27 protein-coding genes and 1 riboswitch are annotated in these 25,349 nt (G+C 64.8%); of the genes, 5 read left to right on the top strand and 22 right to left on the bottom strand.

Features of this window, described 5'->3' with window-relative positions:
• Positions 1–128: 128 nt before the first annotated feature.
• Together AC0YKC_RS01480 and AC0YKC_RS01475 are read right to left on the bottom strand one after the other, a co-directional pair.
• Positions 129–1,370 (bottom strand): class I SAM-dependent RNA methyltransferase, encoded by a 1,242-nt coding sequence (locus AC0YKC_RS01480; RefSeq protein WP_434721701.1) that lies wholly within the window; start codon positions 1,368–1,370, stop codon positions 129–131.
• Complete coding sequence (locus AC0YKC_RS01475; RefSeq protein WP_488509434.1) at positions 1,370–2,134, bottom strand: TlyA family RNA methyltransferase; 765 nt, start codon at positions 2,132–2,134, stop codon at positions 1,370–1,372. Before AC0YKC_RS01475 ends, AC0YKC_RS01480 begins: the two co-directional genes overlap by 1 nt.
• Before the next feature lie 109 nt (positions 2,135–2,243).
• Here AC0YKC_RS01475 and AC0YKC_RS01470 point away from each other — a divergent pair, with 109 nt between their 5' ends.
• On the top strand, positions 2,244–2,645 hold the full coding sequence (locus AC0YKC_RS01470) for a GFA family protein (protein WP_488509432.1): 402 nt from the start codon (positions 2,244–2,246) through the stop codon (positions 2,643–2,645).
• A 99-nt stretch (positions 2,646–2,744) separates the two neighbouring features.
• Here AC0YKC_RS01470 and AC0YKC_RS01465 read toward each other — a convergent pair whose 3' ends face one another.
• From AC0YKC_RS01465 to AC0YKC_RS01440, 6 genes are all read right to left on the bottom strand, one after another.
• Positions 2,745–3,032 carry a hypothetical protein gene (locus AC0YKC_RS01465; protein WP_434721698.1) on the bottom strand — a complete coding sequence of 96 codons (288 nt, stop codon included), beginning with the start codon at positions 3,030–3,032 and terminating at the stop codon, positions 2,745–2,747.
• A 207-nt stretch (positions 3,033–3,239) separates the two neighbouring features.
• Positions 3,240–5,147 carry a 1-deoxy-D-xylulose-5-phosphate synthase gene (gene dxs, locus AC0YKC_RS01460; RefSeq protein ID WP_488509429.1) on the bottom strand — a complete coding sequence of 636 codons (1,908 nt, stop codon included), beginning with the start codon at positions 5,145–5,147 and terminating at the stop codon, positions 3,240–3,242.
• Between the two features lie 439 nt (positions 5,148–5,586).
• Positions 5,587–6,507: a pirin family protein gene (locus tag AC0YKC_RS01455; RefSeq protein ID WP_488509427.1), complete on the bottom strand. Its 921-nt coding sequence runs from the start codon at positions 6,505–6,507 to the stop codon at positions 5,587–5,589.
• Between the two features lie 9 nt (positions 6,508–6,516).
• The gene (locus tag AC0YKC_RS01450; protein ID WP_434721695.1) at positions 6,517–6,783 is read right to left on the bottom strand and encodes a DUF2277 domain-containing protein; all 267 of its coding nucleotides are present in this window, start codon (positions 6,781–6,783) and stop codon (positions 6,517–6,519) included.
• Between the two features lie 44 nt (positions 6,784–6,827).
• Positions 6,828–7,079, bottom strand: a complete 252-nt coding sequence (locus AC0YKC_RS01445; RefSeq protein WP_488509424.1) for an exodeoxyribonuclease VII small subunit — start codon at positions 7,077–7,079, stop codon at positions 6,828–6,830.
• A gap of 3 nt (positions 7,080–7,082) precedes the next feature.
• Positions 7,083–8,009 (bottom strand): histone deacetylase family protein, encoded by a 927-nt coding sequence (locus tag AC0YKC_RS01440; RefSeq protein ID WP_434721694.1) that lies wholly within the window; start codon positions 8,007–8,009, stop codon positions 7,083–7,085.
• A 115-nt stretch (positions 8,010–8,124) separates the two neighbouring features.
• Positions 8,125–8,301, top strand: a riboswitch (cobalamin riboswitch).
• A 43-nt stretch (positions 8,302–8,344) separates the two neighbouring features.
• Between AC0YKC_RS01440 and bluB the strand changes: the two genes are divergently transcribed.
• Positions 8,345–9,082: a 5,6-dimethylbenzimidazole synthase gene (bluB, locus tag AC0YKC_RS01435; protein WP_488509422.1), complete on the top strand. Its 738-nt coding sequence runs from the start codon at positions 8,345–8,347 to the stop codon at positions 9,080–9,082.
• Here the strand turns inward: bluB and AC0YKC_RS01430 are convergent, their stop codons facing one another.
• On the bottom strand, positions 9,083–10,063 hold the full coding sequence (locus AC0YKC_RS01430; RefSeq protein WP_488509420.1) for a hypothetical protein: 981 nt from the start codon (positions 10,061–10,063) through the stop codon (positions 9,083–9,085).
• Positions 10,064–10,293: 230 nt separating this feature from the next.
• On the bottom strand, positions 10,294–10,887 hold the full coding sequence (locus tag AC0YKC_RS01425; RefSeq protein ID WP_320294748.1) for a TetR/AcrR family transcriptional regulator: 594 nt from the start codon (positions 10,885–10,887) through the stop codon (positions 10,294–10,296).
• A 120-nt stretch (positions 10,888–11,007) separates the two neighbouring features.
• On the opposite strand from AC0YKC_RS01425, the gene AC0YKC_RS01420 reads away from it, so the two are divergent.
• Positions 11,008–12,228 (top strand): MFS transporter, encoded by a 1,221-nt coding sequence (locus AC0YKC_RS01420; protein WP_488509418.1) that lies wholly within the window; start codon positions 11,008–11,010, stop codon positions 12,226–12,228.
• 269 nt (positions 12,229–12,497) lie between these two features.
• On the opposite strand, the gene ribB is transcribed toward AC0YKC_RS01420, so the two are convergent.
• A complete protein-coding gene (gene ribB / locus AC0YKC_RS01415; protein WP_488509416.1) occupies positions 12,498–13,598 on the bottom strand; it encodes a 3,4-dihydroxy-2-butanone-4-phosphate synthase in 1,101 nt (366 codons plus the stop codon).
• Between the two features lie 84 nt (positions 13,599–13,682).
• Positions 13,683–14,798 (bottom strand): chorismate synthase, encoded by a 1,116-nt coding sequence (aroC, locus tag AC0YKC_RS01410; protein WP_434721689.1) that lies wholly within the window; start codon positions 14,796–14,798, stop codon positions 13,683–13,685.
• A gap of 195 nt (positions 14,799–14,993) precedes the next feature.
• Here aroC and AC0YKC_RS01405 point away from each other — a divergent pair, with 195 nt between their 5' ends.
• On the top strand, positions 14,994–15,257 hold the full coding sequence (locus tag AC0YKC_RS01405) for a DUF1344 domain-containing protein (RefSeq protein ID WP_140783436.1): 264 nt from the start codon (positions 14,994–14,996) through the stop codon (positions 15,255–15,257).
• 129 nt (positions 15,258–15,386) lie between these two features.
• Here the strand turns inward: AC0YKC_RS01405 and AC0YKC_RS01400 are convergent, their stop codons facing one another.
• The 4 genes from AC0YKC_RS01400 to AC0YKC_RS01385 form a co-directional block, all read right to left on the bottom strand.
• Entirely contained in the window at positions 15,387–15,974 is a 588-nt protein-coding gene (locus AC0YKC_RS01400; RefSeq protein WP_320294744.1) for a histidine phosphatase family protein, read from the bottom strand.
• A 55-nt stretch (positions 15,975–16,029) separates the two neighbouring features.
• Positions 16,030–16,848 carry an enoyl-ACP reductase FabI gene (gene fabI, locus AC0YKC_RS01395; RefSeq protein ID WP_224669765.1) on the bottom strand — a complete coding sequence of 273 codons (819 nt, stop codon included), beginning with the start codon at positions 16,846–16,848 and terminating at the stop codon, positions 16,030–16,032.
• A gap of 108 nt (positions 16,849–16,956) precedes the next feature.
• Positions 16,957–17,898, bottom strand: a complete 942-nt coding sequence (locus tag AC0YKC_RS01390) for a DnaJ C-terminal domain-containing protein (protein WP_434721688.1) — start codon at positions 17,896–17,898, stop codon at positions 16,957–16,959.
• A gap of 115 nt (positions 17,899–18,013) precedes the next feature.
• Positions 18,014–18,478 (bottom strand): RT0821/Lpp0805 family surface protein, encoded by a 465-nt coding sequence (locus AC0YKC_RS01385; RefSeq protein ID WP_488509408.1) that lies wholly within the window; start codon positions 18,476–18,478, stop codon positions 18,014–18,016.
• A gap of 40 nt (positions 18,479–18,518) precedes the next feature.
• Here AC0YKC_RS01385 and pdxH point away from each other — a divergent pair, with 40 nt between their 5' ends.
• On the top strand, positions 18,519–19,136 hold the full coding sequence (pdxH, locus tag AC0YKC_RS01380; RefSeq protein WP_320294741.1) for a pyridoxamine 5'-phosphate oxidase: 618 nt from the start codon (positions 18,519–18,521) through the stop codon (positions 19,134–19,136).
• Between the two features lie 20 nt (positions 19,137–19,156).
• On the opposite strand, the gene AC0YKC_RS01375 is transcribed toward pdxH, so the two are convergent.
• The 6 genes from AC0YKC_RS01375 to AC0YKC_RS01350 form a co-directional block, all read right to left on the bottom strand.
• Complete coding sequence (locus tag AC0YKC_RS01375) at positions 19,157–19,726, bottom strand: hypothetical protein (RefSeq protein ID WP_488509406.1); 570 nt, start codon at positions 19,724–19,726, stop codon at positions 19,157–19,159.
• Positions 19,727–19,735: 9 nt separating this feature from the next.
• Complete coding sequence (locus AC0YKC_RS01370; RefSeq protein WP_488509404.1) at positions 19,736–20,314, bottom strand: hypothetical protein; 579 nt, start codon at positions 20,312–20,314, stop codon at positions 19,736–19,738.
• A 7-nt stretch (positions 20,315–20,321) separates the two neighbouring features.
• A complete protein-coding gene (locus AC0YKC_RS01365) occupies positions 20,322–20,915 on the bottom strand; it encodes a hypothetical protein (protein WP_488509402.1) in 594 nt (197 codons plus the stop codon).
• Positions 20,908–22,233, bottom strand: coding sequence for a hypothetical protein (locus AC0YKC_RS01360; protein WP_488509400.1), 1,326 nt, complete (start codon positions 22,231–22,233; stop codon positions 20,908–20,910). The genes AC0YKC_RS01365 and AC0YKC_RS01360 overlap by 8 nt, the downstream gene beginning before the upstream one ends.
• Positions 22,234–22,521: 288 nt before the next feature.
• Positions 22,522–23,277 carry a crotonase/enoyl-CoA hydratase family protein gene (locus tag AC0YKC_RS01355; RefSeq protein WP_488509398.1) on the bottom strand — a complete coding sequence of 252 codons (756 nt, stop codon included), beginning with the start codon at positions 23,275–23,277 and terminating at the stop codon, positions 22,522–22,524.
• Between the two features lie 26 nt (positions 23,278–23,303).
• Positions 23,304–25,073 carry an acyl-CoA dehydrogenase family protein gene (locus AC0YKC_RS01350; protein WP_320294735.1) on the bottom strand — a complete coding sequence of 590 codons (1,770 nt, stop codon included), beginning with the start codon at positions 25,071–25,073 and terminating at the stop codon, positions 23,304–23,306.
• Between the last annotated feature and the right edge of the window lie 276 nt (positions 25,074–25,349).

Below are 25,349 nucleotides of genomic sequence, written 5' to 3'. Positions count from 1 at the left end.
ACGCTCCAGAGGTCGGAACGTTTCCCGAACCGCCAAAATTTAAGTCCCGCAAAAAGGCGGCTTTAGGGCGCAATTTCGTCGAAGGAACAGAGGCTTCACAAAATTTCTTGCCAACCGCCAGTCGTAGGCTATCGCCGCCGCTTCGGCTTCTCCAGCAATGCCACCGCCTCGACATGCGACGACCACAGGAACTGGTCGATCGGCGTGACGCTCTTCAGTTGATAGCCGCCGTCGATGAGGGTGCGCAGATCCCGCGCCAGCGTCACCGGATTGCAGGAGACGGCGGCGACCAGCGGCACGTCGGAACGGGCGATCTGCTTCGACTGGTCCTCGGCGCCGGCGCGCGGCGGATCGAAGACCAGCCCGTCGAAGACGTTCAACTCCTTGAAGGTCAGCGGCCGGCGGAAGAGGTCGCGGCGTTCGCTGGTCACCCGCTTCAGACCGGTGGCGAAGCGGTAGGCGCGGTCGAGCGCGGCAAGCGCCGGCGCATCGCCTTCGACGGCATGGACCTCCGATTTCGCGCCAAGCCGCAGCGCAAAGCTGCCGCAGCCGGCGAACAGGTCCGCGACCTTCCTGGCGCGCGACAGATGCTGGCTGACGAGACCAGCCATTGCCTGCTCGGCGGCTTCCGTCGCCTGCAGGAAGGCGCCGGGCGGCAGAGCGACAGCAACCGATCCGAATTGCACCATCGGTTTCTTAGGCTCGACGACGATCTCGCCATCGACGGAAAGCCGCGCCAGACCCTCGGCCATGACGAAGTTCGAAGCGATGCGGCGCTGGTGGTCGCCAAGCTTACCGGCATCATGGACGGCAATGTCGAGGCCCGAGGCGGTGACGGTCACGGTCATATGAAACGCCTTCGACGTCGCGCAGACCAAGCCGGCCAGGGCGCGCAATTTGTCGAGCGCCGCAACGATCGCCGGCAGCGAGATCGGGCATTCCTCGATCGGGATGATCTCGGAGGACAGCGCGCGCACGAAGCCGAGCAGCATCCCGGTTTCGGTGCGCCTGGCGCTGAACGTGACGCGGCGACGGGTGTGCGGCGCGCAAGGCACCAGCGCGGCGATGTCACAGGCGATGCCCTTGGTCTTCAGGGCCTGCGCGACTTTCTCGCGCTTCCATTGCCGGTAGGCTTCCGCTTCGAAATGCTGGAGCGCGCAGCCGCCGCATTCGGTGAAATGGCGGCAGGCCGGGTCGATCCTGAGCGGCGAGGCTTCCAGCACCGACATCAGCGTGGCACGGTCCTTCTGGCGCGCGGCCATGACCGCCTCGCCCGGCAGCGTGAACGGGACGAAGACCTCCCCGCCCTCCGCATTGGCGATGCCGTCGCCCTGCGAGCCGAGCCTTGCGATCGTCAAGCGTGTGCTCATCACCCGTCCTTCGTGGCGGCGAGCAGGAACTCGCGGTTGCCGTCGCCGCCTTCGATCGGCGACGGGTGGAGTCCCAAGACCCGCCAGCCGGAAATACCAGCGAGCCAATCGCGCAGGTTAGCTGCAATGCGCGCTGCATCGCCTGGATCTTTGAGCAGGCCGCCCTTGCCGATCGCCTCGCGGCCGGCCTCGAATTGCGGCTTGACCAGGAGAATTGCCCTGGCGCCCTCGCCCGCCAATTCCAGCGCCGGCGGCAGCGCCAGCTTCAGCGAAATGAACGAGACGTCGCAGACCAGGAAACCGGGGATGCGGCCGCCGAGATCGGCTGCCGTCAAATCGCGGGCGTTCAGCCCTTCGATCACCGTCACGCGCGGGTCGCCGGCAAGGTCGGGATGCATCTGGCCGTGGCCGACATCGATCGCCGTGACATGCGTGGCGCCGCGCTCGAGCAGCACCTGGGTGAAGCCGCCGGTCGAGGCGCCGACGTCGAGCGCTTCGCTGCCGGAAGGATCGAGGCCGAAATGGTCGAGGCCGGCGATCAGCTTCAGCGCCGCGCGCGAGACATAGGCCCGCGCCGGATCGTCGATGGCGACCAGGCAGTCCGGCGCGACAGGCTGGCCGGGCTTGCGGGCGACGATGCCGTCGACCGTCACCGTGCCGCGCTCGATCGCGTCGCGGGCGCGCGAGCGGCTGGCGAACAGGCCGCGCCCGACGAGCAATTCGTCGAGCCGCTGGCGCTGGCTGGCTGGCAAAGGGGAACTCATCGGCCTTCATTGGCGAATGCCGGGCGCGAACGCAATGGGTTTGAATATCGGGCAGCAGGCTGCAGAATGCCGGCGGGAACAGGCCATTCGTCAGCCAATGGAGGTGGCAATGCTGAAAGGTACCTGTCATTGCGGCGCGGCGCACTGGACGCTGGAAGGCGATCCCGGCGGAATCACCGCATGCAATTGCACGCTTTGCCGGCGCTACGGCGCACTCTGGGCCTATGACTATCTCGACGAGCGCATCCATATCGCGGGACCGCTGAAATCCTACACGCGCGCCGAGGTGGCGAAGCCCGCGCTGGAAATCCTGTTCTGCCCGACCTGTGCCTGCGTGATCGCCTGGCGCGGCATGCGTTCCGACGAGAGCGGCCGCATGCGCATCGCCGTCAATGTCAGGCTGGCGCCGCCGCAGGACGTCGCCGACCTGCCGATCGACCATTTCGACGGCCTCGACAGTTTTGACGACCTGCCGCGCGACGGGCGCTGCGTGCGGGATATGTGGTTTTAAAGCATGTCTCCCGAAAGTGGTCCCGGTTTCGGGACAAAGACATGCTTAAGATCAAAGACTTAAAGCAGGTTGCGTGAATCCTTTTTCACGCGACCTGCTTTAAAAGACAGTTCGCGAAACCTGGCGCTCGACGGCCGGCGTCAGGCCGTCATTGCCGGATGCTTCCTTGCGCGGCGGCTCAACCGAAGTGGGCGCGACAGGCGCAGCATCCGGCACCACGACGAGTTGAGGAACCTGCTTGTAGGAGAAGGTGCCGCGGATGTTGCCCATCTTGCCGGCGACGATCTCCATCGCCGCCTTTTCGAGATTGCGGTCGTAACGCGTCTCGGCTGCCGCCGGCGCAGCCATGGCAGCCAGCAAGGCCATGCCGCAAAGGAACGCCTTCATTGTTCTTACCCCGTGCCTGGGACCAAGGTCTTAGCAGGGCGCCGTTGAAAATCGGCCAAGAGACAGGGTAAGCGAACCGCCAAATGGAAGCGTTAACAACTAGTTACGATCTTGAAGTGACGCAATTCCGGACGCAAAACCACGCACACTTTTGCTGGAATTGCTTCCGGCAGCCGGCAAACCGATTCAGCGTGTTGAAGCCTTGATTCAGGCGCGCTGCGCCTGCACGCCGCGACCGAGCGCAGCAAAGACCGTGCGCACGATACCTGCAGAATCCAGGCCGGCATCGGCATACATCTTCTCCGGCTTGGCATGATCGGTGAACATGTCCGGCAGCACCAGCGGGCGCACCTTGAGGCCGCTTTCCAGCAGGCCTTCATGGGCAAGGAAATGCAGCACCTGGCTGGCGAAGCCGCCGATAGCGCCTTCCTCCACGGTCACCAGCACCTCGTGTGAACGGGCGAGCCGGCGGATCAGATCTTCGTCCAGCGGCTTGGCGAAGCGGGCGTCGGCAACCGTGGTGGACAGGCCTGCCGCGCCGAGCTCCTCGGCCGCCAATAGGCAATCCTGCAGCCGCGTGCCGAAGGAAAGCAGCGCGACCTTTGTCCCTTCCTTCAGGACGCGGCCCTTGCCGATTTCGAGCACCGCGCCGCGCTCCGGCATGTCGACGCCGACGCCGTTGCCGCGCGGATAGCGGAAGGCGATCGGACCGTCATCATAGGACGCCGCGGTGCGCACCATGTGGCGCAGTTCCGCCTCATCGGCCGCGGCCATGACGACGAAGCCCGGCAGCGTGGTGAGGAAGGTCGTGTCGAAGGCGCCGCAATGGGTGGCGCCGTCGGCGCCGACGAAACCGGCGCGGTCGATCGGGAAGCGTACCGGCAATTTCTGGATTGCAACGTCGTGCACGACCTGGTCGTAAGCGCGCTGCAGGAAGGTGGAATAGATGGCGGCGAAGGGCTTGTAGCCTTCGGTGGCCAGCCCCGCCGCGAAGGTCACGGCATGCTGCTCGGCAATGCCGACATCGAAGGTCCGCTGCGGAAACACCTCACCGAACAGATCGAGGCCGGTGCCGCTCGGCATGGCGGCGGTGATGGCGACGATGCGGTCGTCCTCGCGCGCTTCCTGGATCAGGCTTTCGGCGAAGACCTTGGTGTAGGCCGGTGCATTGGCCGGCGCCTTGGCCTGCGCGCCGGTGATGACGTCGAACTTGTTGACGCCGTGATATTTGTCGGCCGCGGCCTCCGCCGGCGCGTAGCCCTTGCCCTTCTGGGTCACGACATGGATCAGCACCGGGCCCTTGCCGTTGTCGCGCACATTCTTCAGCACCGGGATGAGATGCTCCAGATTGTGTCCGTCGATGGGGCCGATATGGTAGAAGCCGAGCTCCTCGAACAGTGTGCCGCCGGTGACGTAGCCGCGCGCATGCTCGACGGCGCGGGTAATGGCGCGGTCGGCGCGCTTGCCGAGATAGGATGTCAGCTTCTTGCCGAAGTCGCGCAGGCCCAGATAAGCCTTGCCGGAGGCGAGCCTGGCCAGATAGGCGCTCATGGCGCCGGTCGGCGGCGCGATCGACATGTCGTTGTCGTTGAGGATGACGATCAGCCGGGCATCGAGCGCGCCGGCATTGTTCAGCGCCTCGAAGGCCATGCCTGCCGACATCGAGCCGTCGCCGATGACGGCAATGACATTGTTGCGCCCGCCTGACAGGTCGCGCCCCATGGCCATACCGAGGCCGGCCGAGATCGATGTCGAGGAGTGTGCCGCGCCAAACGGGTCGTATTCGCTCTCGGCCCGCCGGGTGAAACCGGAGAGGCCGCCTTCCTGGCGCAGCGTACGGATGCGGTCGCGGCGGCCGGTCAGGATCTTGTGCGGATAGGCCTGGTGGCCGACGTCCCAGATCAGCCGGTCGTCCGGCGTGTTGAAGACATAATGCAGCGCGACGGTCAGTTCGACGACGCCGAGGCCGGCACCGAGATGGCCGCCGGTCTGCGACACGGCGTCGATAAGTTCGGCGCGCAGTTCCGCGGCAAGCTGCGGCAACGCGCCCTCATCGAGCGTCCGCAGGTCCGCCGGAATGCGGACCTTGTCAAGCAGCGGCGTGTCTGGCTTCACTCGGGCGCGTCCTGCCTCAATTGATCGAACACGGCGCTACCAGCAAATTGCGCCTTAATCATGCGCCGGAATAGGCCGCCGGCGGGCGAATGTAAATGCGCGCCAGTGACGCGCAGGCATTGCTCGTTTCGGTGAACCATCGCAAACGTCTGCATTGGCGAAGCCTTCCCAATGTCGTCATTCCAGGGCGAAGCAGGAGCGAAGCTCCGTCGCGGAGACCCTGGAATCCATTCCGTGACTTCAAACCAAGCGTGCAGCGGAGCAGAATTCTGCACCGTTGCAATGCTCGGAGGTCACGGAATGGATCCTCGGGTCTACGCGCGTCGCTTCGCTCCTTGCTTCGCCCGTGGATGACGACGCGACCGATGTATTCAGCCAATCGCCACGGCATGCGACCTTGCTGACGCAGGCATGTCCGGGCAGTCGAAATTCTGCGCTACTAACCTTCCGGCAGCGGAATGAACTCTTCCTCATCGCCAGGAACGATATCGAAGCGGCCCGTCTTCCATTCCTGCTTGGCCTGCTCGATGCGTTCCTTCGAGGACGAGACGAAATTCCACCAGATGTAGCGCTTGGAGCCGAGCGAGGCGCCGCCGAACAGCATGAAATGCGCGCCGCGCTCCGAGGAAACGACGATCTCCTCGCCCGGCTTGAACACCAGGAGCCGCTCGGCCGGGAAAACATCGCCGGCGATCGAAACGTCGCCTTCCAGCGTGTAGATGGCGCGCTCCTCGGCATCGGCCGGAATCTTCACGCTGGCGCCCGCCGCCAGGCTGAGATCGGCGTAAAGCGTATCCGAAGCGGTCGCAACGGGCGAGCGCAGGCTCTCGAATTCGCCGATGACGACGCGACCGCTGACGCCCTCAGCATCGATTTCAGGCAGGCGGGCCATCGAGGTGTTGGCGAACACCGGGGCAATTTCTTCCTTGCCGTCGGGCAGCGCCAACCAGGTCTGCAGGCCGGAGACCGACATCGGCGCGCCGCGCAGTTCCTCCGGCGTGCGCTCGGAATGAACGATGCCGCGTCCGGCGGTCATCAGGTTCACGTCGCCGGGCGCGATCACCATTTCGGTACCGAGCGAGTCGCGGTGCCTGATCTTGCCGTCGAACAGATAGGTGACGGTGGAAAGCCCGATATGCGGATGCGGGCGCACGTCGAGCGCATGACCGGCGCGCAGGATGGCCGGTCCCATGCGGTCGAAGAAGATGAACGGCCCGACCAGACGGCGCTTTGCCGTCGGCAAGGCGCGTCGCACCTCGAAACCGCCGATATCCTTGGCGTTCGGAACGACCATCAGCTCGATCTGGTCGCAGGCGAAGGCATCGCCGGGCTCAGGATCGTTTCCCGGAAAGAAGCTCATGACCGTCCCTCAGGCGAAGCGCAGCGCCGACCTGGCTTTCGCCTTGGCGGCCTCTTCCTCGCGGTTGCGCGGTTCCTGGCTGGTTTCGAGCGAGTCGATCAATTCGCGCGCGATCGCGGCGATCGCCTCCACCGCATGGTGGAAGGCATGTTCGTTGCGCTTGGACGGCTTGGTCGAGCCGCTGAGCTTGCGCACGAACTGAAGCGCAGCATCATGCACTTCGTCATTGGTCGCCGGCGGTTCGAAATTGGCCAGGGTCTTGATGTTGCGGCACATGGCTTGAACTCCTTACCTGCTTGCTCTGCCCACCCTATTCCAAATCAGTCCGCGTCCAGCGGCTCCGTTCCTGCCGGCTTGCCGTCGCGCGACAGCCTGATCTTCTCGACCTTGTCCTCGGCGGCCTTCAGCAGCCGGTCGCAGTGCGCCTTCAGCGCCTCGCCGCGCTCGTAGATCCTGATCGACTGGTCGAGCAGGACGTCGCCGCGCTCCAGATCGTCGACGATCTTCTCCAGCGCGTCGAGCGCCTGCTCGAAGCTCATCGCCTTGACGTCCTCATTGCCTTCCACTGCCATACCCTATCCCTTCATCAGCCGCCCGACATGGGCGGCGACTGAAAATGCCAGTCCCTGCAGATCGTAGCCGCCTTCCAGCAGGCTGACGAGCCTGTTGGAGCTGTGGCGCCCGGCGCGCTCCATCAGCTGGCCGGTCGCCCAGTCGAAATCGTCCTCAGTCAGGTTGATCTCGGCGAGCGGATCGCGGTGGTGCGCGTCGAAGCCGGCGGAAATGATGATGAGGTCCGGCGCGAACGCATCGATGGAGGGCAGCACGCGTGACAGGAAGGCATCGCGGAACAGGTCGCTGCCGGTCTGCGGCGCGAGCGGCGCGTTGACGATGTTGCCGGCGCCGGTCTCGCTCTTCGCGCCGGTGCCAGGATAAAGCGGCATCTGGTGCGTCGAGCAATAGAGCACCGACGGGTCGTCCCAAAAAATGTCCTGGGTGCCGTTGCCGTGGTGGACGTCCCAGTCGACGATGGCGACGCGCTCGGCCTGGTGCTTCTTCTGCGCGTAGCGGGCAGCGATCGCGGCCGTGTTGAACAGGCAAAAGCCCATCGCGGTGGTCTTTTCAGCATGGTGACCCGGCGGACGCGCGGCGACGAAGACATTGGCGGCGCGGCCTTCGAAGACATCGTCGACCGCGGCGTTGGCGCCCCCGATGGCCGTCACCGCGGCCTGCCAGCTTTTCGGGCTGGCGCTGGTATCGGCGTCGATCGAGACGATGCCGTTCTCAGGGATCGCCGCGCGCACGCGCTCGACGAAATCCTCGGGGTGCGCATAGAGGATGGTTTTCTCGTCGCCTTCGGGCGCCTTGACGCGGTCGAGCGCCGAAAAAGCCTCGTCGTCGAGCACACGCTCGATGGCGCGCAGGCGGTCGGGCCGCTCGGGATGTCCGGGCGGCGTAAGATGTTCCAGGAAGATCGGGTGCGTGTAGAGACGGGTGGCCATGGCGCCTAATCTAGGCACCGGCGGCACGGATGACCATGTTTGAAAGCCGAATGGCTGGGGAAAATTGCGCCAACCCGTGTCGCTGGCACCATTGGCGCAGCCCAAGCTTCGCGGTAAGGTCTCGTCGCTGCCTGGTGCCCGCGACGCGGGAGAATCGGGAACACGGTTGAAATCCGTGGCGTGCCCAACGCTGTGAGGGGGACCGCGCCGGCAAGAGCCACTGTCGATGACGGGAAGGCGCCGGTGCGGGACGATCCCGAGCCAGAAGACCGGCCTGGCAGACATGGTTTTCCGCTTGGTCAGGCGGGAGACTGCTTATCGCAAGGGGAAAAGCGATGACGGCAGCAGCGATCGCCACGAGCGGCGACGACTTTGACCAATTGGCGCGCGACGCGGTCTACAGGGCGATGTTCACCAGGCGTGACGTGCGCAGCCATTTTGTCTCCGACGATCTCGATGACAGCGTGCTGGCGCGGCTGATCACCGCGGCCCATCACGCGCCGTCGGTGGGCTACATGCAGCCGTGGAACTTCATCGTCATCCGCGACGCGGCAAGGCGGCGGCAGGTGCGCGATCTGTTCCTCGCCGCGCGCGAACAGGAACTGCCGGCGATCGAGGCGGAACGGCAGGCGCTCTACCGCAAGCTGAAGCTCGAAGGCATCTGCGAAAGCGCGCTCAACCTGTGCATCACCTGCGACCGGCAGCGCTCGAAAGACTCTCCGCTCGGGCGCTGGCACAACCCCGAGATGGATCTCTACAGCACCGTCTGCGCGGTGCAGAATTTCTGGCTGGCGGCGCGGGCGGAAGGTGTCGGCGTCGGCTGGGTCAGCATCATTGAGACCGAGGCGCTGAAGCAGCTCTTGTCGATCCCGGAGCATGTCACGCCGATCGCCTATCTGTGCGTCGGCCGCGTGTCGCAATTCGCGCCGAAACCGGACCTCGAGGCGCATGGCTGGGGCAAGCGCCTGCCGCTGCCGGAGCTGGTGATGAGCGAGACTTTCTGCGGCGCCGGCGAAGCGCCGCTCAAATCGGCAATCGCGAGGCTTCGTGACGTCGACCAGCCGACGCCATAATCAGGCGGCCCGAGGCGTATCCCAGCGCGAGCCGCCGAAGGAGCCCAACGCCTTGTCGCGCAGTTCCCTGAACTTGGACGAGGCCTCGGCGAGCCGGCGGTCCCATTCGGGATTGGGCGTCTGGCCTTCGATGGCTTCGAAATAGACCTGCATCAGCGAGGCGATGGCGAAGGGCTCGATGAAGGCCGCCTTGAAGGCCCAGGCAAACACGATCGCCAGCACGAAGGCCCAGCCGGCAAGCTGTCCCGGCATGACCCAGAGGATCGCGGCCGCGGGCGCCAGCATCAACAGGAAGATGACGAAGGACACGCCCCACATGATCACCGCTAGCCAGACGGCGTTCTTGATCATGTGCTTGCCGTTCTGCGCGTAAAGCACGACGCCTTGGCGCGCCGTCTCGAAAGGCGAATTCGAATTGATGCGGATGTTGTAGCCGAGGATGATCTCGTCGACATAGGTCAGCGACAGGCGGATCACCGTGTTGATGAAGCTGACGAGACCGCTCAGGCCCGGAATGGGCAGGAAGGCGGCGATGCCGCCGATCAGGCCGGTGATGGCGCGGATGGCGCCCTTGACCAGCTGGTCGACGACGAAAAGGATGTTGGCCTCGGCGAAACGCTGGGTGACCACTTCCTTGGCATAGGCGATCTGCCCTTGGCCGTCGGGAACGTCATGACCGTCGATCAGATGCACCATGACGGCGATATGACCGGCCTTGAGCACGTAGAGAATGTATTCGCGGATCCAGTAGACGGCGATCGAGACGATGCCGAAGCCGACCACGCCGCCCCAGAGCGCGAAAGACGTCGGTCCGTCCGGGTCGGTCGAGATGTGGCCGACGCCGTAGCCGACGCTGGCGCCGGTTCCGGTCGCCATGATGTAGGCGACCGTGATGCCGAAATAGACGATCATGCGAAAGACGATGAACGGCCATGTCCGCATCATGATGGACACCGACCTGGCGATGCTGAAGTCCCACATGCCCCGACTCTCCCACCCGCGCATGACCCCGAAAATCGGAATCGATTTTCGGAAAAGGATCATGCGCCAAATCAAGTTTTACAGCGTCCTTTGCGCGTTCAAAGAACGCGCGGCGCTGTAAGAGAATGGCTGGGGAGGATGCGCTCACCCGATCGATTGTCAATCACGGCAGGGTTGCGAGGGCCTGAAACCAGTGCACAACCCGACGGCTTGGTCAGCCAAACGTGCCGTCAAGTTTTTCTGCGCAAGCCTTCGAGCAGTTGCTTGAACGCCGCGATCGCCTTCTTCGACGTCGCTTCGGGGTCACCGGAATTGGCGATACGCTGCGCGGCCTGGCTGCTGGCGCCGTTGATCAGCAGTGCGGTCGTCTCGGGATCAAGCTCCGGAACGACCACGCCATCGTCCTGCAGCTTCGTCAGATGGTTGGTCATCGAGGCGATGCAGGCACTGGCATTGGGCCATTGCGCCGGGTCGCCGAGCACCGCCGGGCCGTCGCGGAACATGATGCGCTGGATTTCCGGCTCCAGCGCCATCTCGATATAGGTGGTGCATTCGTCGACGAAATGCTGCCAGCGGGTCGGCGCTTTCGACGCCACCTCGTTCACCCGCACGGCCATTTCGCCGTCGATCTCGGCGATCACCGCCTGCAGCAGCCCCTTCTTGTCGCCGAAATGATGGTAGAGCGCGCCGCGGGTCAGCCCGGCAGACGCGGTGAAATCGTCCATCGAGGACTCGGCATAGCCGACCGTGCCGAAAGCATGGCGGGCGGCCGCGATCAGCTTGGCGCGCGTCTCGGCGATCATCTCCTTGCGCGGTCTGTGCATGCCTCTGGCCCCATTCACATACGTCTCGTATGCCAATTGACATACGCTGCGTATGAACTATCTGACTTTCATACGCAGCGTATGTAGTTGCGATATGTTATGTTGTCGAGGAGCAAGACCATGCGAAACCCTTATTCGGACATCTTTCGGGCTCCCGGCACGAAAGGCTTCGCCGCGGCCGCCTTCATCGCGCGGCTGCCGATCGCCATGGCGCCGATCGGCATCGTGGCGATGCTGTCGCAGACGCATGGCGAATACTGGCTGGCCGGCGCCGTCTCGGCCACCTACGCGCTGGTCAACGCCTTCCTGTCGCCGCAGGTGTCGCGGCTGGTCGACCGGCGCGGCCAGACGGCGATCGCCGCGCCGATGACGCTCGTCTCGGTCATTTCCTTCGCGACACTGATCGTCGCGGCTAACCAACAGTGGCCGGCCTGGACCTTGTTCCTTTCCGCTCTGCTTGCCGCCGCCATGCCCAGCATCCCGGCATTGGTCAGGGCACGCTGGACCGAGATCTTTCGCGATCGTCCCGAGTTGAACACCGCCTTCGCCTTCGAATCGGCGGCGGACGAGCTGGTCTATGTCGCAGGCGCCTCGCTGTCGGTGGGCTTGAGCGCGGCGCTGTTTCCCGAAGCCGGCATGGTGGTCAGCACGTTGCTGCTCGCGCTCGGCACGGCGGCATTCCTGCTGCAGCGTTCGTCCGAACCACCCATCCGCCCGGCGGAACATGGGGCGACCGGTTCGGCGATCCGCCTGCGGCCAGTGCAGATCATCACCTTCGCGCTGATCTTCGTCGGCGCGACCTTCGCGACGACCGAAGTGACGACGGTCGCCATTACAAAGCAGCTCGGCCAGCCTGAAGCGGCAAGCCTCGTCATCGGCGTCTATGCGCTGGGATCCTTCGTGCTCGGCATCATCGTCGGCGCGCTCAGGCTGAAGGCACCGCTGCAACGGCAACTGGCTGTCGCAGTCAGCGTGATCGCGCTCACCACGCTGCCGCTGCTTTTCGCCGACACTGTGCCGACGCTGGCGCTCGCGGTGTTCGTGAGCGGCGTCGCGATCTCGCCGACCTTCATCACCGCTTTCGGCCTGATCGAACGCCACGTGCCGCCGGCGATGCTCACCGAAGGCGTCACCTGGGTGACCACCGGCATCGGCATCGGCATAGCGCTCGGCTCCTTCGCCGCCGGCTGGATGGTTGACAGTTTCGGTCCGCAGAGCGGGTTCTGGGTGTCGGTGGCGGCAGGCGCGATCGCGCTGGCCACCGTGCTCGCCGGGCAACGCCGGTTGGCGACGGACGATTGCGACGTGGACAGAGGCGAGGCGGTGATCCCGGCGCAGTGACGGCCAAAAGCGTGGCCAGCCATCCGTTGATCATCGCAGAGGTTGGAAGTTGGCCGTAGCCTCTATGACTTCGTCATCCACGGGCGGAGCGACGCGAAGCGGAGCGCAGACCCGAGGATCCATTCCGTTACCTCGATCGTAGAGCGCAGCGGAGCAGAATTCTGAACCGTCGCGGCGCTTCGAAGTCACGGCATGGATCCTCGGGTCTGCGCGCGGCGCTTCGCTCCTTGCTCCGCCCGTGGATGACGACGTCGCGGGGGTTCAGCGAGCTACAAAATTTCGGTCTTGGCGATGTGGATGCCAAACCCCTCGAGACCGACATAGTGGCGCTCGCGCGAGGCGATCAGGTTGATCGAGGAGATGCCCAAGTCCTTGAGGATCTGGGCGCCGAGGCCGATCTCGCGCCACTCGTTCTCGCGGCGGCGGGCTTCCTCGTGGTCCTCGCGGTCGCCGCTCTGCGGCCGATTGCGCTCCTGGTGGGCGACGCCGACGGACCCCTCGCGCAGATAGACGATGACGCCGCGCCGGCGCTCGCCCATCGCCTTCATGATGCCGTCGAGGCGATGGCTGGTGCCGAAGACGTCGGTGACAACATCTTCGGAATGCAGGCGCACCGGCACGTCCTCGCCGTCGCGGATATCGCCGAAGACGACCGCGACATGGTGCATGGAATCCCAGGGCAGCGTGTAGGTGAAGACCTGCGCCTTGCCGCCGGGCGTGTCGATGTCGGAGCAGGCGACGCGCTCGACCAGCGTTTCCTTGCGCTGACGGTAGGCGATGAGGTCGGCGACCGAAACCTGCCTCAGGCCATGTTGTTCCGCGAAAGCCTGCACTTCCGGGCCGCGCTTGACGGTGCCGTCGTCGTTGACCAGCTCGGAGATGACGCCGACCGGCGGCAGGCCGGCAAGCTTGCAGAGATCGACCGCGGCTTCGGTGTGGCCGGAGCGCATCAAGACGCCGCCTTCGCGCGCGATCAGCGGGAAGATGTGGCCGGGGCGCACGAAATCCGACGGGCCGACATTGCCATTGGCAAGGTTTCGCACGGTCAGCGTGCGATCGTCGGCGGAAATGCCTGTTGTCGTGCCATGCTTGAAATCGACGCTGACCGTGAAGGCGGTGGTGTGGGCGGAGTCATTGTCCGCCACCATCGGCGCCAAGTTCAGCCGCCTGGCGTCCTCGCGCAGCATCGGCGTGCAGACGATGCCGGAGGTGTTGCGCACGATAAAGGCCATCTTCTCCGGCGTGCAGTGGACGGCGGCGACGATCAGGTCGCCCTCGTTCTCACGCCCGTCATCGTCCATGACGACGACGATCTCGCCGCGCTCGAAGGCGCGGATCGCTTCGACGATCTTCTTCTGGTCGTAGGGCATTGGGCGCTCGCTTCGCTCGCAGGGAATAGGGGTTAGGCAGTAGGCAGTAGAAGGAAGAAACGGCTGTGTCGGGCGGCCTACTGCCTAATCCCTACTGCCTACTCCCTTCCCTGTCTGTCCTCTGTGCCGCAGATAATGATCGGCGATCGCGCAGGCAACCATGGCCTCGCCGATCGGCACCGCGCGGATGCCGACGCAAGGATCGTGGCGGCCCTTGGTCATCACCTCGACATCGTGACCGTCCTTGTCGATCGACCGGCGCGGGGTCAGGATCGACGAGGTCGGCTTGACGGCGAAGCGGGCGACGATCGCCTGTCCAGTCGAGATGCCGCCCAGGATGCCGCCGGCATTGTTGGACAAAAACACCGGCTTGCCGTCATTGCCCATGCGCATCTCGTCGGCGTTCTGCTCGCCGGTGATACGGGCCGCCTCGAAGCCGTTGCCGATTTCGACGCCCTTGACCGCGTTGATCGACATCAGGCCGGACGCGATGTCCTGATCGAGCTTGGCGTAGATCGGCGCGCCGAGGCCCGGCGGCACGCCGTCGGCGACGATCTCGATCACCGCGCCGACCGAGGAGCCGGCCTTGCGTATGCCGTCGAGATAGGCGGTGAAGACCGGAACCGAGGCCGGATCGGGCGTGAAGAACGGGTTTTCGGCGTCGCCGATGAAATTCCAGTTCCAGTTGCCGCGATCGATCGACTTCTCGCCCATCGAGACCAGCGCGCCGCGCACCGTCATGCCGGGAACTATCCTGCGCGCCAGGGCGCCCGCCGCGACCCTGGCCGCCGTCTCGCGCGCCGAGGAGCGGCCGCCGCCGCGATGGTCGCGCAGGCCGTATTTGACGTCGTAGGTGTAGTCGGCATGACCCGGCCGGTACTGGCGGGCGATCTCGCCATAATCCTTGGAGCGCTGGTCGACATTCTCGATCAGCATCGATACCGGCGTGCCGGTGGTGATCATCGTCTCGCCGTCCTCGTCGAGGATGAAACCGGACAGTATCTTGACCTCGTCCGGCTCGCGGCGCTGGGTGACGAAGCGCGACTGTCCAGGACGGCGGCGGTCGAGCTCGGCCTGGATATCCTCGCGCTTGAAGCGAATGCCGGGCGGGCAGCCATCGACAACGCAGCCGAGCGCGGCGCCGTGGCTTTCACCCCAGGTGGTGACGCGGAAGAGATGGCCGAATGTGTTGTGCGACATGAGAATACGCCCTGCCCCGGCGGCAAAGCCGGTTAGGCTGCCTTCTATTGGCGTTTTCCACAGTGGTCAAACGACTGCATCAAACTGTGATCTGCCGGATTTAGTTTTGACACATTCGGTTGGTTTCTGCTCTCCTCCATCCGCCGTTGAGGATCCGCCGCTGACCAGCCGGCGCAATGACCAAAGAGGACGACGATGCGTACCCTGATTGGCGCCGCCTGCGCCATGTTGCTGATTTCCACCGCCGCCGCGTTCGCCGGCCAGACCGAAGGCCTGATCAAGAAGGTCGACAAGGACACGCTGACGCTGACGCTTGACGACGGCAAGGCCTACAAGCTCAACGCCGAGACCGATATCGACTCGCTGAAGCCGGGCATGGACATCGTCATCGCCTTCGACGTGACCAATGGCGAGAATGTCGTCACCGATATGCAGTTGCCCGACAGCGACCAGAACTAGTCCGACGCGAAGCCCGCACTGCACCGGGACCAACCTTAGACATTGGCCGAAACGCCGAAGCTTCGTCATTCTAGGGCGAAGCAAGGAGCGTAGCGACGCGCGCAGACCCTAGAATGACGATGCTAACCTTCACAACCACTCCAGGCTGCGGCCTTCCAGTCGCAGCAGGCGATCCTGCGGGATCTCCAGGCCGGCGGCTTCCTGCTTGGAAATGCCGGTAACGAAGCGGAAGAAGCAGCGCATGACGCCGCCATGGGTCACGCAGACGGTAGGCTGGCGCAGCCCGTCGAACCACGGCTTGATCCGGTCGAGCAGCATCTCGTAGCTTTCGGCGCCCTCGCCGGGCGGCTGGAAATCCCACTTGGAAGCGCGTCGGCCGTCGGTTGAACCGGGAGCACGTTCCTCGAGTTCGGCGAAGGTAAAACCCTGCCAGTCGCCGAAGCTTATCTCCACAAGGCGCGCATCGGTGCGGTAGGCGGTGGGATCGAGCCCCATCGCTTCGCGCATCAATTCCATCGTCTCGCGCGTGCGCCGCATCGGGCTGGCGACAAAATCGAAATCCGCAGGATTTCTGATTAGCTGCGCCAACCGTCGGCCATTTTGCGTGGCCTGCTCGCGGCCGAATGCGTTGATGTCGGTGTCGGCCTGGCCCTGCAGGCGGTGCTCGGCATTCCACTCGGTCTGGCCGTGGCGCGCGATGTAGACGAGCGGATACATCAGGTCTTCCAAGGTCGAGCCAGGGCCTGGGACGAAGGATCGGCGAAGGAGAGGATCAGTCCTTGACGGTCGAGATATCCGGCGCGTCGACCGCCTTCATGCCGACGACATGGTAGCCGGAATCGACGTGGTGGACCTCGCCGGTCACGCCGCGCGACAGGTCCGACAGGAAATAGACGCCGGAATCGCCGACCTCTTCCTGGGTGACCGTCTGCTTCAGCGGCGAATTGTACTCGTTCCACTTCAGGATATAGCGGAAGTCGCCGATACCGGAGGCGGCAAGCGTCTTGATCGGTCCGGCGGAGATGGCGTTGACGCGGATCTTCTTGGCACCCAGGTCGACGGCGAGGTAGCGCACGCTGGCTTCGAGCGCCGCCTTGGCGACGCCCATGACGTTGTAATGCGGCATCACCTTCTCGGCGCCGTAATAGGTCAGCGTCAGCAGCGAACCGCCATCGGTCATCAGCGGCTCGGCGCGCTTGGCGATGGTGGTGAAGGAATAGACCGAGATGTCCATGGTGCGCAGGAAATTGTCGCGCGTCGTCTCGACATAGCGGCCGGTGAGCTCGTCCTTGTCGGAGAAGGCGATGGCATGGACGAGGAAGTCGAGCTTGCCCCAATGCTTGGCAATGTCGGCAAAGACGGCGTCCAGGCTTTCCGGGTCGGTCACGTCGCAATGTCCGGCGACATGCGCGTTGAGTTCGGCCGCGAGCGGCTCGACGCGCTTCTTGAAGGCTTCGCCCTGATAGGTCAGCGCGATTTCGGCGCCATGATCGGCGCATGCCTTGGCGATGCCGAAAGCGATCGACCGATTGTTCGCGACGCCGAGGATCAGGCCCCGCTTACCGGCCATCAGGCCCTGTCCAGCTGCCATGTGCAAGCTCTCCGCAAGAATATCTGCTTTGTGGAGAGCCCTATCGCACAGGCACAAAGCCCCTTCAAGCGCCCAAAAGACACTGTAACAGGAACAAAATTCCCTCAATCAGCCTTTTCGGCCGCGCATCAGGGCCTCAAGCTCGGCATTGCCGCCTTCCGGCAGCATCAATCGCACATGGGCATAGAGATCGCCATGGCCGCCAGCCTTTTCCGGCAGGCCCCTGCCCTTGAGGCGCAGCACCTTGTCCGAGCTCGACCATGCTGGGACGTTGACCGCGAGCTTGCCGGTCGGCGTCTCGACCGCCACCTTGGCGCCGAGGACGGCGTCGGCCAGGGAGACGGGCAGGTCGACATGCAGGTCGCGCCCCTCGATGCGGTAGCGCGGATGGCGGCGGATGTGGATCTTGACCAGCGCATCGCCCGGCTGGCCCGGACCCTGCCCGCCCTGACCCTTCAGGCGAATCGTCTGGCCGTCCTCGACATAGGCCGGCAGCTTCACCGCCACCTTGCGGCCGTCGGGGAACATCGCCGTCACCTTGTCGGCGGTGGCTGCCTCCTCGACGCTGATGTCCATGGTGACGTTGAGGTCGGCAGCCTGCGCCGGCTGGCGGCGGTCGCCTGGCCCGGCCGCCCTTGCGCCGGCGCCGCGGGCGCCGGAAAAAGCATCGCCGAATATCTGGCTGAAGATATCGCTGTTGCCGTCGAACGGATCGCCGCCCGGACGCCCGGTGCGGAATTCGAAATGCGCGCCGCCCGGGCCCTGCTGACGGCGGAACCCGGCGAACGGGTCGCCGCCGGCCGCGCCTTCAAAACCCTGGAATTTCGGCTTGCCCTCGGCGTCGATCTCGCCGCGGTCGAAGGCGCCGCGCGTCTTCTCGTCGCCCACGACTTCGTAAGCCTGGTTGACGGCCGCAAAACGGTCCTTCGCTTTGGGATCATTCGGATTCTGGTCCGGATGATGCTTCTTGGCGAGCTTGCGGTAAGCCGATTTTATGTCCTTCGCCGATGCGTTCTTGGCAACGCCCAGCACCTCATAGGGGTCGCGCATGCTTCCTGCCTGCAAGAGAGAATGGATTTGTGGTCGCCCCCTATATGCGCTCGCATAGGAAGAAATTCCAGTGCCACAAGAGGGATTGGTCCTCGAAAGTTAGAGCGCGCCCAAATCAGAGCGCCTTGAATTCCTGCATGCGCCAGCCACCGGCGCCGGCCAGGCACAACTCACCCTTGTAGAGCGCGACGCCGTCGAAACTCTCGCGCGTGGCGCTGAAGCGGCGGCAGGTCAGGCCGCCATCCTTCAGCTCCAGCAGTTCGGTGATCGCCCCGCGCGAGCCGGTGCCGGCGTTGGCCCATGGCACCGCCTGGCCACCAAGTTCCTTGATGTCGGCGGAAGAAACGGCATTGCCGATGGTGGTCTGGTCGGAATCCTTGTCGCCGGCGGCCGGGGCGGCGGGCGAGGACGGGGCGCTGGAGGTGATGATCGAGCGATCGACCTCGGCCTTTTCCAGGCTGAAACCGCCTGCGCCGCAGGCGGCAAGCGGGAGCGTCAATGTCACGAGCACGACCTTGACGCTGGCCGAAGCGATAACGCCCCATTGCCTGCTGTCAAAAGCTTGCGCGATACGCGACAATCGGCCAACTCCTCCCGCAACGGTAAAAATTTGGAAAACTATGAACGAAACCGAGTTAACAAGCAGTGACTTCACCGAGGCGGCGGAGCCGTTCAGGCTCTTTGCCGCATGGCTGGAGGACGCCACGAAAAGCGAGATCAACGATGCCAACGGCGTCGCCCTGGCGACCGTCGACGCCGACGGCATGCCGGATGTGCGGATGGTGCTGCTCAAGGGGTTCGACGAAAAAGGCTTTGTCTTCTACACGAATTTCGAGAGCGCCAAGGGCCGCGAGATTCTTGGCAGCATGAAGGCGGCGATGTGCTTCCACTGGAAATCGCTGCGCCGCCAGGTGCGGGTGCGCGGGCCGGTGGAGATCGTCAGCGACGCCGAGGCCGACGCCTATTATGCCACCCGTCCGCGCGGCAGCCGCATCGGCGCCTGGGCCTCGAAACAGTCGCGGCCACTGGAAAGCCGCTTCGCGCTGGAGAAGGCGGTGGCCGAATATACGGCGCGCTATGCCATCGGCGAGATCCCGCGGCCGAAACACTGGTCGGGCTTCCGCATCCTGCCGCAGACGATCGAGTTCTGGCATGACCGGCCCTTCCGGCTGCATGACCGGGTCGTCTTTTCGCGCAATGCCGCCGGTGGCTGGGACAAGAGCCGGCTCTATCCCTAACCCCGAACGCCTGCCGGAAATCAGTCCTTTTCCAGCTGGAACAGCAGGAAGCGCGGCCGCTCGCTGGCGACGCCGACGGCAGGGCGTATCGATTTGGTGGCTTCCTTCGGCACCAGGAACGTCTCGCGCAGATTGAGGGTGTCGCCCCTCTTGGCGCCCGAGAAGATCGCCGAGATGCAGTTCCCGACATTGTCGGGGGTCTTCAGCGAGACGATCGAGGTCGGTAACCAGCGCCGGCCGTCCTTGTCGATCAGCGTGACCTTGCAGCCGAGCCAGAGTTTTTGCAGGTCCGGATCGCCGACCTTGACCTGGAAGTCGGCCAGCACGGGCACGGAGTCCGGCGGCAGGTTCGACATGCCGAAGGCGCCGCGCAAATCGGTCAGTTTCCAGTCGCTGCCGCCGAAATGCGCGCTCTGCCCCCACACGACGCGGCGCGCGAACAGGTCGCTGTCGCCGAGCAGCGCCTTGACGCTGTCATAGGACTCCACGGCCAAGGCGAGCGGGATCAGGAGCGCGAGCGACCACAGGCTGCGCCGCCGCCATTTCCGCTCTCCTGCCCTATTCTCCTGATCCAGAGCCTCTGCCGTCATTCGCTTTCCTCAGAGTGGCTCAGCCATATCCAGCATGTCGACCGTGCCGGGAGGCAGGCCGTCCGGCGCGACTGCCACCGGCCCAAGCGCGATTTCGGCCTGGGAGTCCAGCGCCGCCATCAGCTTCTCCGAAACGAGCAAGGTCGCGTCGCTCACCTGGTCCGGCCGCATTTCGAAGATCAGCCTCGCCTTCCTCGGCAGGCCGGGATCGATCGCGACCGGCAAAAGCCCGTTCATGAAGGACAGCCTCTCGGTCTGGTCGTAGGCAAGACCGAGAGGCCCGCGCCAGGACGCGACACCAATGGTTGTCGACTCGGAGCGCGCCGCGAACTCGACCGTCACCACGGCCCAGACGCCGCCGGTGGTCAGGACCTTTTGTTGGCCGAACTGATCGACCTTCAGCTTGCGGGCGAACTCGACTTTCTCGGCATGGACCTCGAAGGCGCGCCCGACAACGGTATCGCCGAGTTTGCCGTGCGCGGGGATCGGCCCGATCAGGTCGCCGTAACGCGGCTTCGATGTCTGCAGGCCGTAGCAGAAAACCATGGCGACAAGCAGGAGGGCGATGTTGGCCGATTTTCGCATCATGGGCCCATCATGGCTGGATATCCGCGCTGTCGGGCCCGGCGCCGACGGCAATGGTCAGCGTGCCGGCCGGCGTGGGATTGAACCAGCCCGGCAGGCCGTAGAGATTGTCGCGCGGCTTGTAGGTCTTGCGGATGACCGTCAGGCCGGAACTGGCAGGTGCCGCCGCTCCATCCGGCAATTGCCAGATATAGGCCATGCGCTCCGGCATGCCGGGATGCAGTTCGGGCGACATCGTGGAATCGCGCGTCAGCACGATGAAGGGTTTGGTGGCCGGATCGACCGTCGCCGGGCTTGCCTGCAGCACGTCGAAATAGTCCTTGGTCGACTTTGCGGTGCGGTTGGTCATTTCGAGCTCGAGGACCAGCGCCTTGCCGCCCGGCTTGAGCAACGTCCCGTAGGCGTATTTTTCCGTGGTGACATAGGCCTTCAATGGCCGCAGCAGCCACTCGCCGGTGTCGATCCGGCTTGCCGGCGCCAGAACCGGCAACGGCTCATGCCTCGCGCCGAAGGCGCCAAGGACACCCGCGACGGCAATTGCGGCTGCCGTGCCGATGCCGGCGACGGTCCACGCCTTCAGCCGTGAGCGGACGCTTTCAAGCATTCTGCGCCTCGATTTCCGTGGCGTCGGCCGGCCCGGCCGGCTCGGCGCTCCCGCTGGCCTGGCGCTTGGGCAGTGCAAAGGCCGTTTCGAGGACCGCGGCGAGGAAGCAAATGCGCAGCGGCTCGACCAGGATGCCGGTCGAGGAATCCTGGAATGGGCTGCCGAACAGCAGCGACACGCCTTGCGAGAGCACCTGCCAGGTGTCGAGCTCATGCGGTCCGATGAGCCGCGTCATGCCGAGCCACGCCCAGGCGGCGAGCCAGTCGATCAGGCGGTAGCCGACGATCAGCGTCACGATAAGCACGACGCCCGAGCTCAGCGTGATGCGCACGCCGTTGGCTAAAGGCAGGTAACGCGAGCGGTAGCCGGAGATGAAATGGTCGGCGAAGTCGCGCAGGAATTTCGGGATGGCGCGATAGCGTTCGCCAGCGCGTTCAACCCGCCGGTGCATGCGCATCAGTTCCTTGTCGTCGCGCACGTCATAGCCGTAGATCAGCGCCGCCAGCACCAGCCAGATCACCGGCAAGAGCATGTAGAAGAACAGGTTCACCAGCCTGGTCGTGGTGTCGATGGAGGTGACCTCGGCCGGCACCATCGGATCGGCGAAAGCGCTGGCGATGGGATGCGCGACGCCATCAGCCGCCGCCTGCAGGGCGGAAAAGATGTTGCGGCTCATGATCCAGGCGACGGCCTCGTCCTTCCAGCGCGAGATCACATAGAGACCGATGAAGATCCAATTGGTCTCGCAGATGACCACGACGATCTGCCAGAAGGAGCGCGAGCCGCCGCGCTTCTGCATGGCGGTGGCGAAGCGCCTGATCAGCCAGGAGATGACGACCGACACGATCAGCCAGCGCGAATCCAGCACATCGAGCACGCTGCCGGCGCCTTCGCCGAAGGGCGTCATGTCGAGCGTGACGCGCGAATATTGCCGCACCGTGTCGCCGAGAAAGCCCCAGGCGGCGTAGTAGGCGAAGAAGGGCAGCAGCGCGACGGCGACCATGCGCGCCAACCGCGCGCTACCGCTCCGTGGCCCGGTTTCGCTTTCGCTCTGGGCCGACTGCTGCGCGACGCGCACGGCAGGCAGCGCGGGCAGCAGGGTCTGGAACATGGCGACGGTGACGATGAGCTGGGTCAGCGCGACCAGCGTCAGCAGAGCGAGACCGGCCATGTGGTTGAGCAGGGCTGCGCGCGCCGCGACCTGCATGAACAGGTCGCCGAACACGATGCCCAGAAGCACCATGGCGACCAGCTGCGGCCAGAAGCGCCACCAAAGTTTCATGGTGAGCGCCAGCGGTCTTACGGCAATGGCAAGCATGTCGGACGTTCAATCCGTCAGTGCGTGCCTCGTCATTTCGGAAGCTTGCTTGTCAGCGGCAATTTTGCGGGCCATGTCCACTCCAGGCGACTAGAGCGCTTCGCACTCCAGTCCTTGTCTTGGCGCAATTCCGGACGGAAAACCGCTACGCACTTTTCCTGGAATTGCTGTAGGCCCCCGCCCCGTCGGCTTCGTGAGATAGGGCGCGAAAACGATGGTGTACAGACCAAAAATCGCGTCTGACGCGAGTTTCGCTCGAAGCTGCCACAACCTGACAGTGTCGTGAACTCAGCCCGCCTTCCTGCGCGTCATGAAAGCGGTGAGCGCGGCGCGCGCCTCTTCGGAGGTCAGCCGCTCGCGGAAACGCTCGCTTTCGACCTTGATGCGAGCGATCAATTCCTCGCGCGGCTCGCGCATCAGGTCGCGCGCGATCTTCAGTGCCTGCGGCGGCTTGGCGGCGATATTGTTGGCGGCGGCCAGCACCGCGCCTTCCAGCGCGTCTTCCGACACGACGTCGTAGATCATGCCGGCGGCCTTGGCGCGCTCGGCCGAAAAGCCCTCGCCGAGGCCGAGCAGCGCGAAGGCGCCCTGACGGCCGAGGAGTTGCGGGGCGATCAGGCTCGAGCCGGCTTCCGGCACCAGGCCGAGATCGACGAAGGGCGTGCGGAACAGCGTGCGCGGCGTGGCGAAGGTCAGGTCGCAATGCAGATTGAGCGTCGTGCCGATGCCGACCGCGATGCCATCGACGCCCGACACCATCGGCTTTTCCGACCTGGCCAGCGCCATCAGGAAATCCCAGACCTCGTTGCCGCCCTCGCCGCCGGTGGCGATGACCAGGAAATCGGCGAGGTCGTTGCCGGAGGAGAAGGCGCCCGGAACGCCGAGGAAGACATGCACGCGGACCGCCGGATCGGCATCGCCTTCGGCAAGGGCCGTCGACATTTTCGCGTACATGGCGCGCGTCAGCGCGTTCTTCTTGTCCGCACGGTTGATGCGGATGATCTGCACGGCGCCCTGGCGCTCGACGAGGATATGGTCTGTCACGGTTGGTCCTTTGAACGTCGGGATGCTTAAGCGGAAATCAGTGCCTTGCCGGCGGCGGCGAGGCTTTCTGCGCCGTCGATGACGCGCTCCTTCAGGGCGCGCGTTTCGCCGAGCAGGTTTTCGGCAAAGAAGCGGCAGAGCGCGATGCGGCCACGGTCGGCCAGCCCGCCCTGCGCCAGATAGGCACCGCCGGCGGCGAGCGAGATCAGGCGCAGATAGGGCGTGGCGCCGGCCATCGCGGCGTCGATCTTGCCGTCGGCGGTGAGCTTCTGCAGGAAGCGCGTCGCCTCGTCGAGATCGCTGAGTGATCGGTCGAGATTGTCGGCGGTACGGCCGAAGCCGTCGATGTTGGAGGTGCGCACCGCATCGGCCACGGCTTTCAATTCGCCGATATAGCGATGCACATGCTCTCCGCCGCCAAGCGGCAGTTTTCGCGCCACGAGGTCGATTGCCTGGATGCCGTTGGTGCCTTCATAGATCGGCGCGATGCGGGCATCGCGATAAAGCGCCGCGGCGCCCGTCTCCTCGATGAAGCCCATGCCGCCATGCACCTGGACGCCCAGCGAGGCGACCTCGACGCCGACATCGGTCGAGAAGGCCTTCGCCAGCGGCGTCAGCAGGTTGGCGCGGTCGCGCCAGGTGGCGGCGGCCTCGCCCTCGCCGACGCGGGCGCGGTCGATGGCATGGGCGCAGGAATAGCTGATCGAGCGGGCGATCTGGGTCAGCGCCTTCATAGTCAAGAGATTGCGCTGCACGTCCGGGTGATGGACGATCGGCGCCATGCCGGAACCGGAATAGTCCGATGCCTTGCCCTGGCGGCGCTCATTGGCATAGGCGATCGCCTTCTGGGTGGCGGTCTCGGCAACCGCCACGCCCTGCATGCCGACGGCCAGGCGAGCGTTGTTCATCATGGTGAACATGCAGGCCAGCCCCTTGTTCTCCTCGCCGATCAGCCAGCCGATGGCCCCGGGTGCCGCGCCCTGAAAGCCGTCGCCATAGATCATGGTGCAGGTCGGCGAGGCATGGATGCCGAGCTTGTGCTCGAGGCCGGAACAGAAGACGTCGTTGCGGCCGCCGAGCGAGCCGTCGTCATTGACGAAAAACTTCGGCACCAAAAACAGCGAGATGCCGCGCGTTCCGGCGGGCGCGTCGGGCAATCGCGCCAGCACCATATGCACGATGTTGTCGGTGAAATCGTGCTCGCCATAGGTGATGAAGATTTTTTGGCCGAAGATGCGATAGGTGCCGTCGCCGACCGGCTCGGCGCGGCTGCGCAAGGCGGCGAGGTCCGAGCCGGCCTGCGGCTCGGTCAGGTTCATCGTGCCCATCCACTCGCCTGAGACGAGTTTGGCCAGATATTTTTGCTTCAGCGCCTCGGAAGCATGTTTGTCGAGCGCCTCGACCGCGCCCATGGTGAGCGTCGGGCCGATGCCGAAAGCCATGGCGGCGGAATTCCACATTTCGAGCGCTGCGACGCCGAGCATCGTCGGCAGGCCCTGGCCGCCGAACTCCTCCGGTCCAGACAGCGCGTTCCAGCCGCCGTCGATCCAGCGCCGGTAGAGCTCCTTCCAGCCGGGCGGCGTAGTGACGGCCGCGTCCTTCAGCACCGCGCCATGCGCGTCGCCGATCTTGTAGAGCGGGGCGACCTCCTCGCTCGCGAAACGCCCCGCCTCGGCCAGGATCGCGTCGACGAGATCCTCGCCGAGATCGCCGAAGGTGCCGGCGTCCAGCGCCGGCTTCAGCCCGGCCACCTGCTTCAGCGTGAAGGCGATGTCCTCGACCGGTGCGCGATACATGTCTGCTCCTCCTCCGTTCCAGCCAACCGTAGTACATGGCCGAAGCGAAACCATGTGTCGATTTCGCACCTTCTTTTTACGTAAACGTCAAATTTTGTCACGCGGATTTTGCAGGATCGTCATCTACGGGCGGAGCGGGAGCGTAGACCTGACGAGCGTTTCGACCAAGCGAAGGTCGGAACGCTTTGCCCCCCATGGAAACAATCGCAAACTTCGAAGATTAGCCGCAGCGCCTGAGCTTCGTCATCCACGGGCGGAGCGGGAGCGAAGCGGACG

The sequence above is a fragment of the Mesorhizobium sp. CNPSo 4661 genome (assembly GCF_057784215.1).
Note: the sequence above shows the minus strand (reverse complement) of the source record. Positions and strands in the feature narration are given on the sequence as shown.

Excerpts from the sequence above, each read along its gene's own strand:
- bluB (WP_488509422.1), top strand. The coding sequence starts at position 8,345 with ATGACGGCAGCAGCGATCGCCACGAGCGGCGACGACTTTGACCAATTG.
- AC0YKC_RS01450 (WP_434721695.1), bottom strand. The coding sequence starts at position 6,783 with ATGTGCCGCAACATCAAGACCCTGGCCAATTTCGAACCGCCGGCGACC.
- AC0YKC_RS01455 (WP_488509427.1), bottom strand. The coding sequence starts at position 6,507 with ATGAGCTTCTTTCCGGGAAACGATCCTGAGCCCGGCGATGCCTTCGCC.
- AC0YKC_RS01420 (WP_488509418.1), top strand. The coding sequence starts at position 11,008 with ATGCGAAACCCTTATTCGGACATCTTTCGGGCTCCCGGCACGAAAGGC.
- AC0YKC_RS01400 (WP_320294744.1), bottom strand. The coding sequence starts at position 15,974 with ATGTATCCGCTCGTCTACATCGCGCGCCACGGCCAGACCGAGTGGAAT.
- AC0YKC_RS01425 (WP_320294748.1), bottom strand. The coding sequence starts at position 10,887 with ATGCACAGACCGCGCAAGGAGATGATCGCCGAGACGCGCGCCAAGCTG.
- AC0YKC_RS01350 (WP_320294735.1), bottom strand. The coding sequence starts at position 25,073 with ATGTATCGCGCACCGGTCGAGGACATCGCCTTCACGCTGAAGCAGGTG.
- AC0YKC_RS01405 (WP_140783436.1), top strand. The coding sequence starts at position 14,994 with ATGCGTACCCTGATTGGCGCCGCCTGCGCCATGTTGCTGATTTCCACC.
- pdxH (WP_320294741.1), top strand. The coding sequence starts at position 18,519 with ATGAACGAAACCGAGTTAACAAGCAGTGACTTCACCGAGGCGGCGGAG.
- AC0YKC_RS01475 (WP_488509434.1), bottom strand. The coding sequence starts at position 2,134 with ATGAGTTCCCCTTTGCCAGCCAGCCAGCGCCAGCGGCTCGACGAATTG.
- AC0YKC_RS01375 (WP_488509406.1), bottom strand. The coding sequence starts at position 19,726 with ATGACGGCAGAGGCTCTGGATCAGGAGAATAGGGCAGGAGAGCGGAAA.
- AC0YKC_RS01465 (WP_434721698.1), bottom strand. The coding sequence starts at position 3,032 with ATGAAGGCGTTCCTTTGCGGCATGGCCTTGCTGGCTGCCATGGCTGCG.
- AC0YKC_RS01365 (WP_488509402.1), bottom strand. The coding sequence starts at position 20,915 with ATGCTTGAAAGCGTCCGCTCACGGCTGAAGGCGTGGACCGTCGCCGGC.
- fabI (WP_224669765.1), bottom strand. The coding sequence starts at position 16,848 with ATGGCAGCTGGACAGGGCCTGATGGCCGGTAAGCGGGGCCTGATCCTC.
- aroC (WP_434721689.1), bottom strand. The coding sequence starts at position 14,798 with ATGTCGCACAACACATTCGGCCATCTCTTCCGCGTCACCACCTGGGGT.
- AC0YKC_RS01440 (WP_434721694.1), bottom strand. The coding sequence starts at position 8,009 with ATGGCCACCCGTCTCTACACGCACCCGATCTTCCTGGAACATCTTACG.
- ribB (WP_488509416.1), bottom strand. The coding sequence starts at position 13,598 with ATGCCCTACGACCAGAAGAAGATCGTCGAAGCGATCCGCGCCTTCGAG.
- AC0YKC_RS01390 (WP_434721688.1), bottom strand. The coding sequence starts at position 17,898 with ATGCGCGACCCCTATGAGGTGCTGGGCGTTGCCAAGAACGCATCGGCG.
- AC0YKC_RS01430 (WP_488509420.1), bottom strand. The coding sequence starts at position 10,063 with ATGTGGGACTTCAGCATCGCCAGGTCGGTGTCCATCATGATGCGGACA.
- AC0YKC_RS01480 (WP_434721701.1), bottom strand. The coding sequence starts at position 1,370 with ATGAGCACACGCTTGACGATCGCAAGGCTCGGCTCGCAGGGCGACGGC.
- AC0YKC_RS01370 (WP_488509404.1), bottom strand. The coding sequence starts at position 20,314 with ATGATGCGAAAATCGGCCAACATCGCCCTCCTGCTTGTCGCCATGGTT.
- AC0YKC_RS01470 (WP_488509432.1), top strand. The coding sequence starts at position 2,244 with ATGCTGAAAGGTACCTGTCATTGCGGCGCGGCGCACTGGACGCTGGAA.
- AC0YKC_RS01360 (WP_488509400.1), bottom strand. The coding sequence starts at position 22,233 with ATGCTTGCCATTGCCGTAAGACCGCTGGCGCTCACCATGAAACTTTGG.
- AC0YKC_RS01445 (WP_488509424.1), bottom strand. The coding sequence starts at position 7,079 with ATGGCAGTGGAAGGCAATGAGGACGTCAAGGCGATGAGCTTCGAGCAG.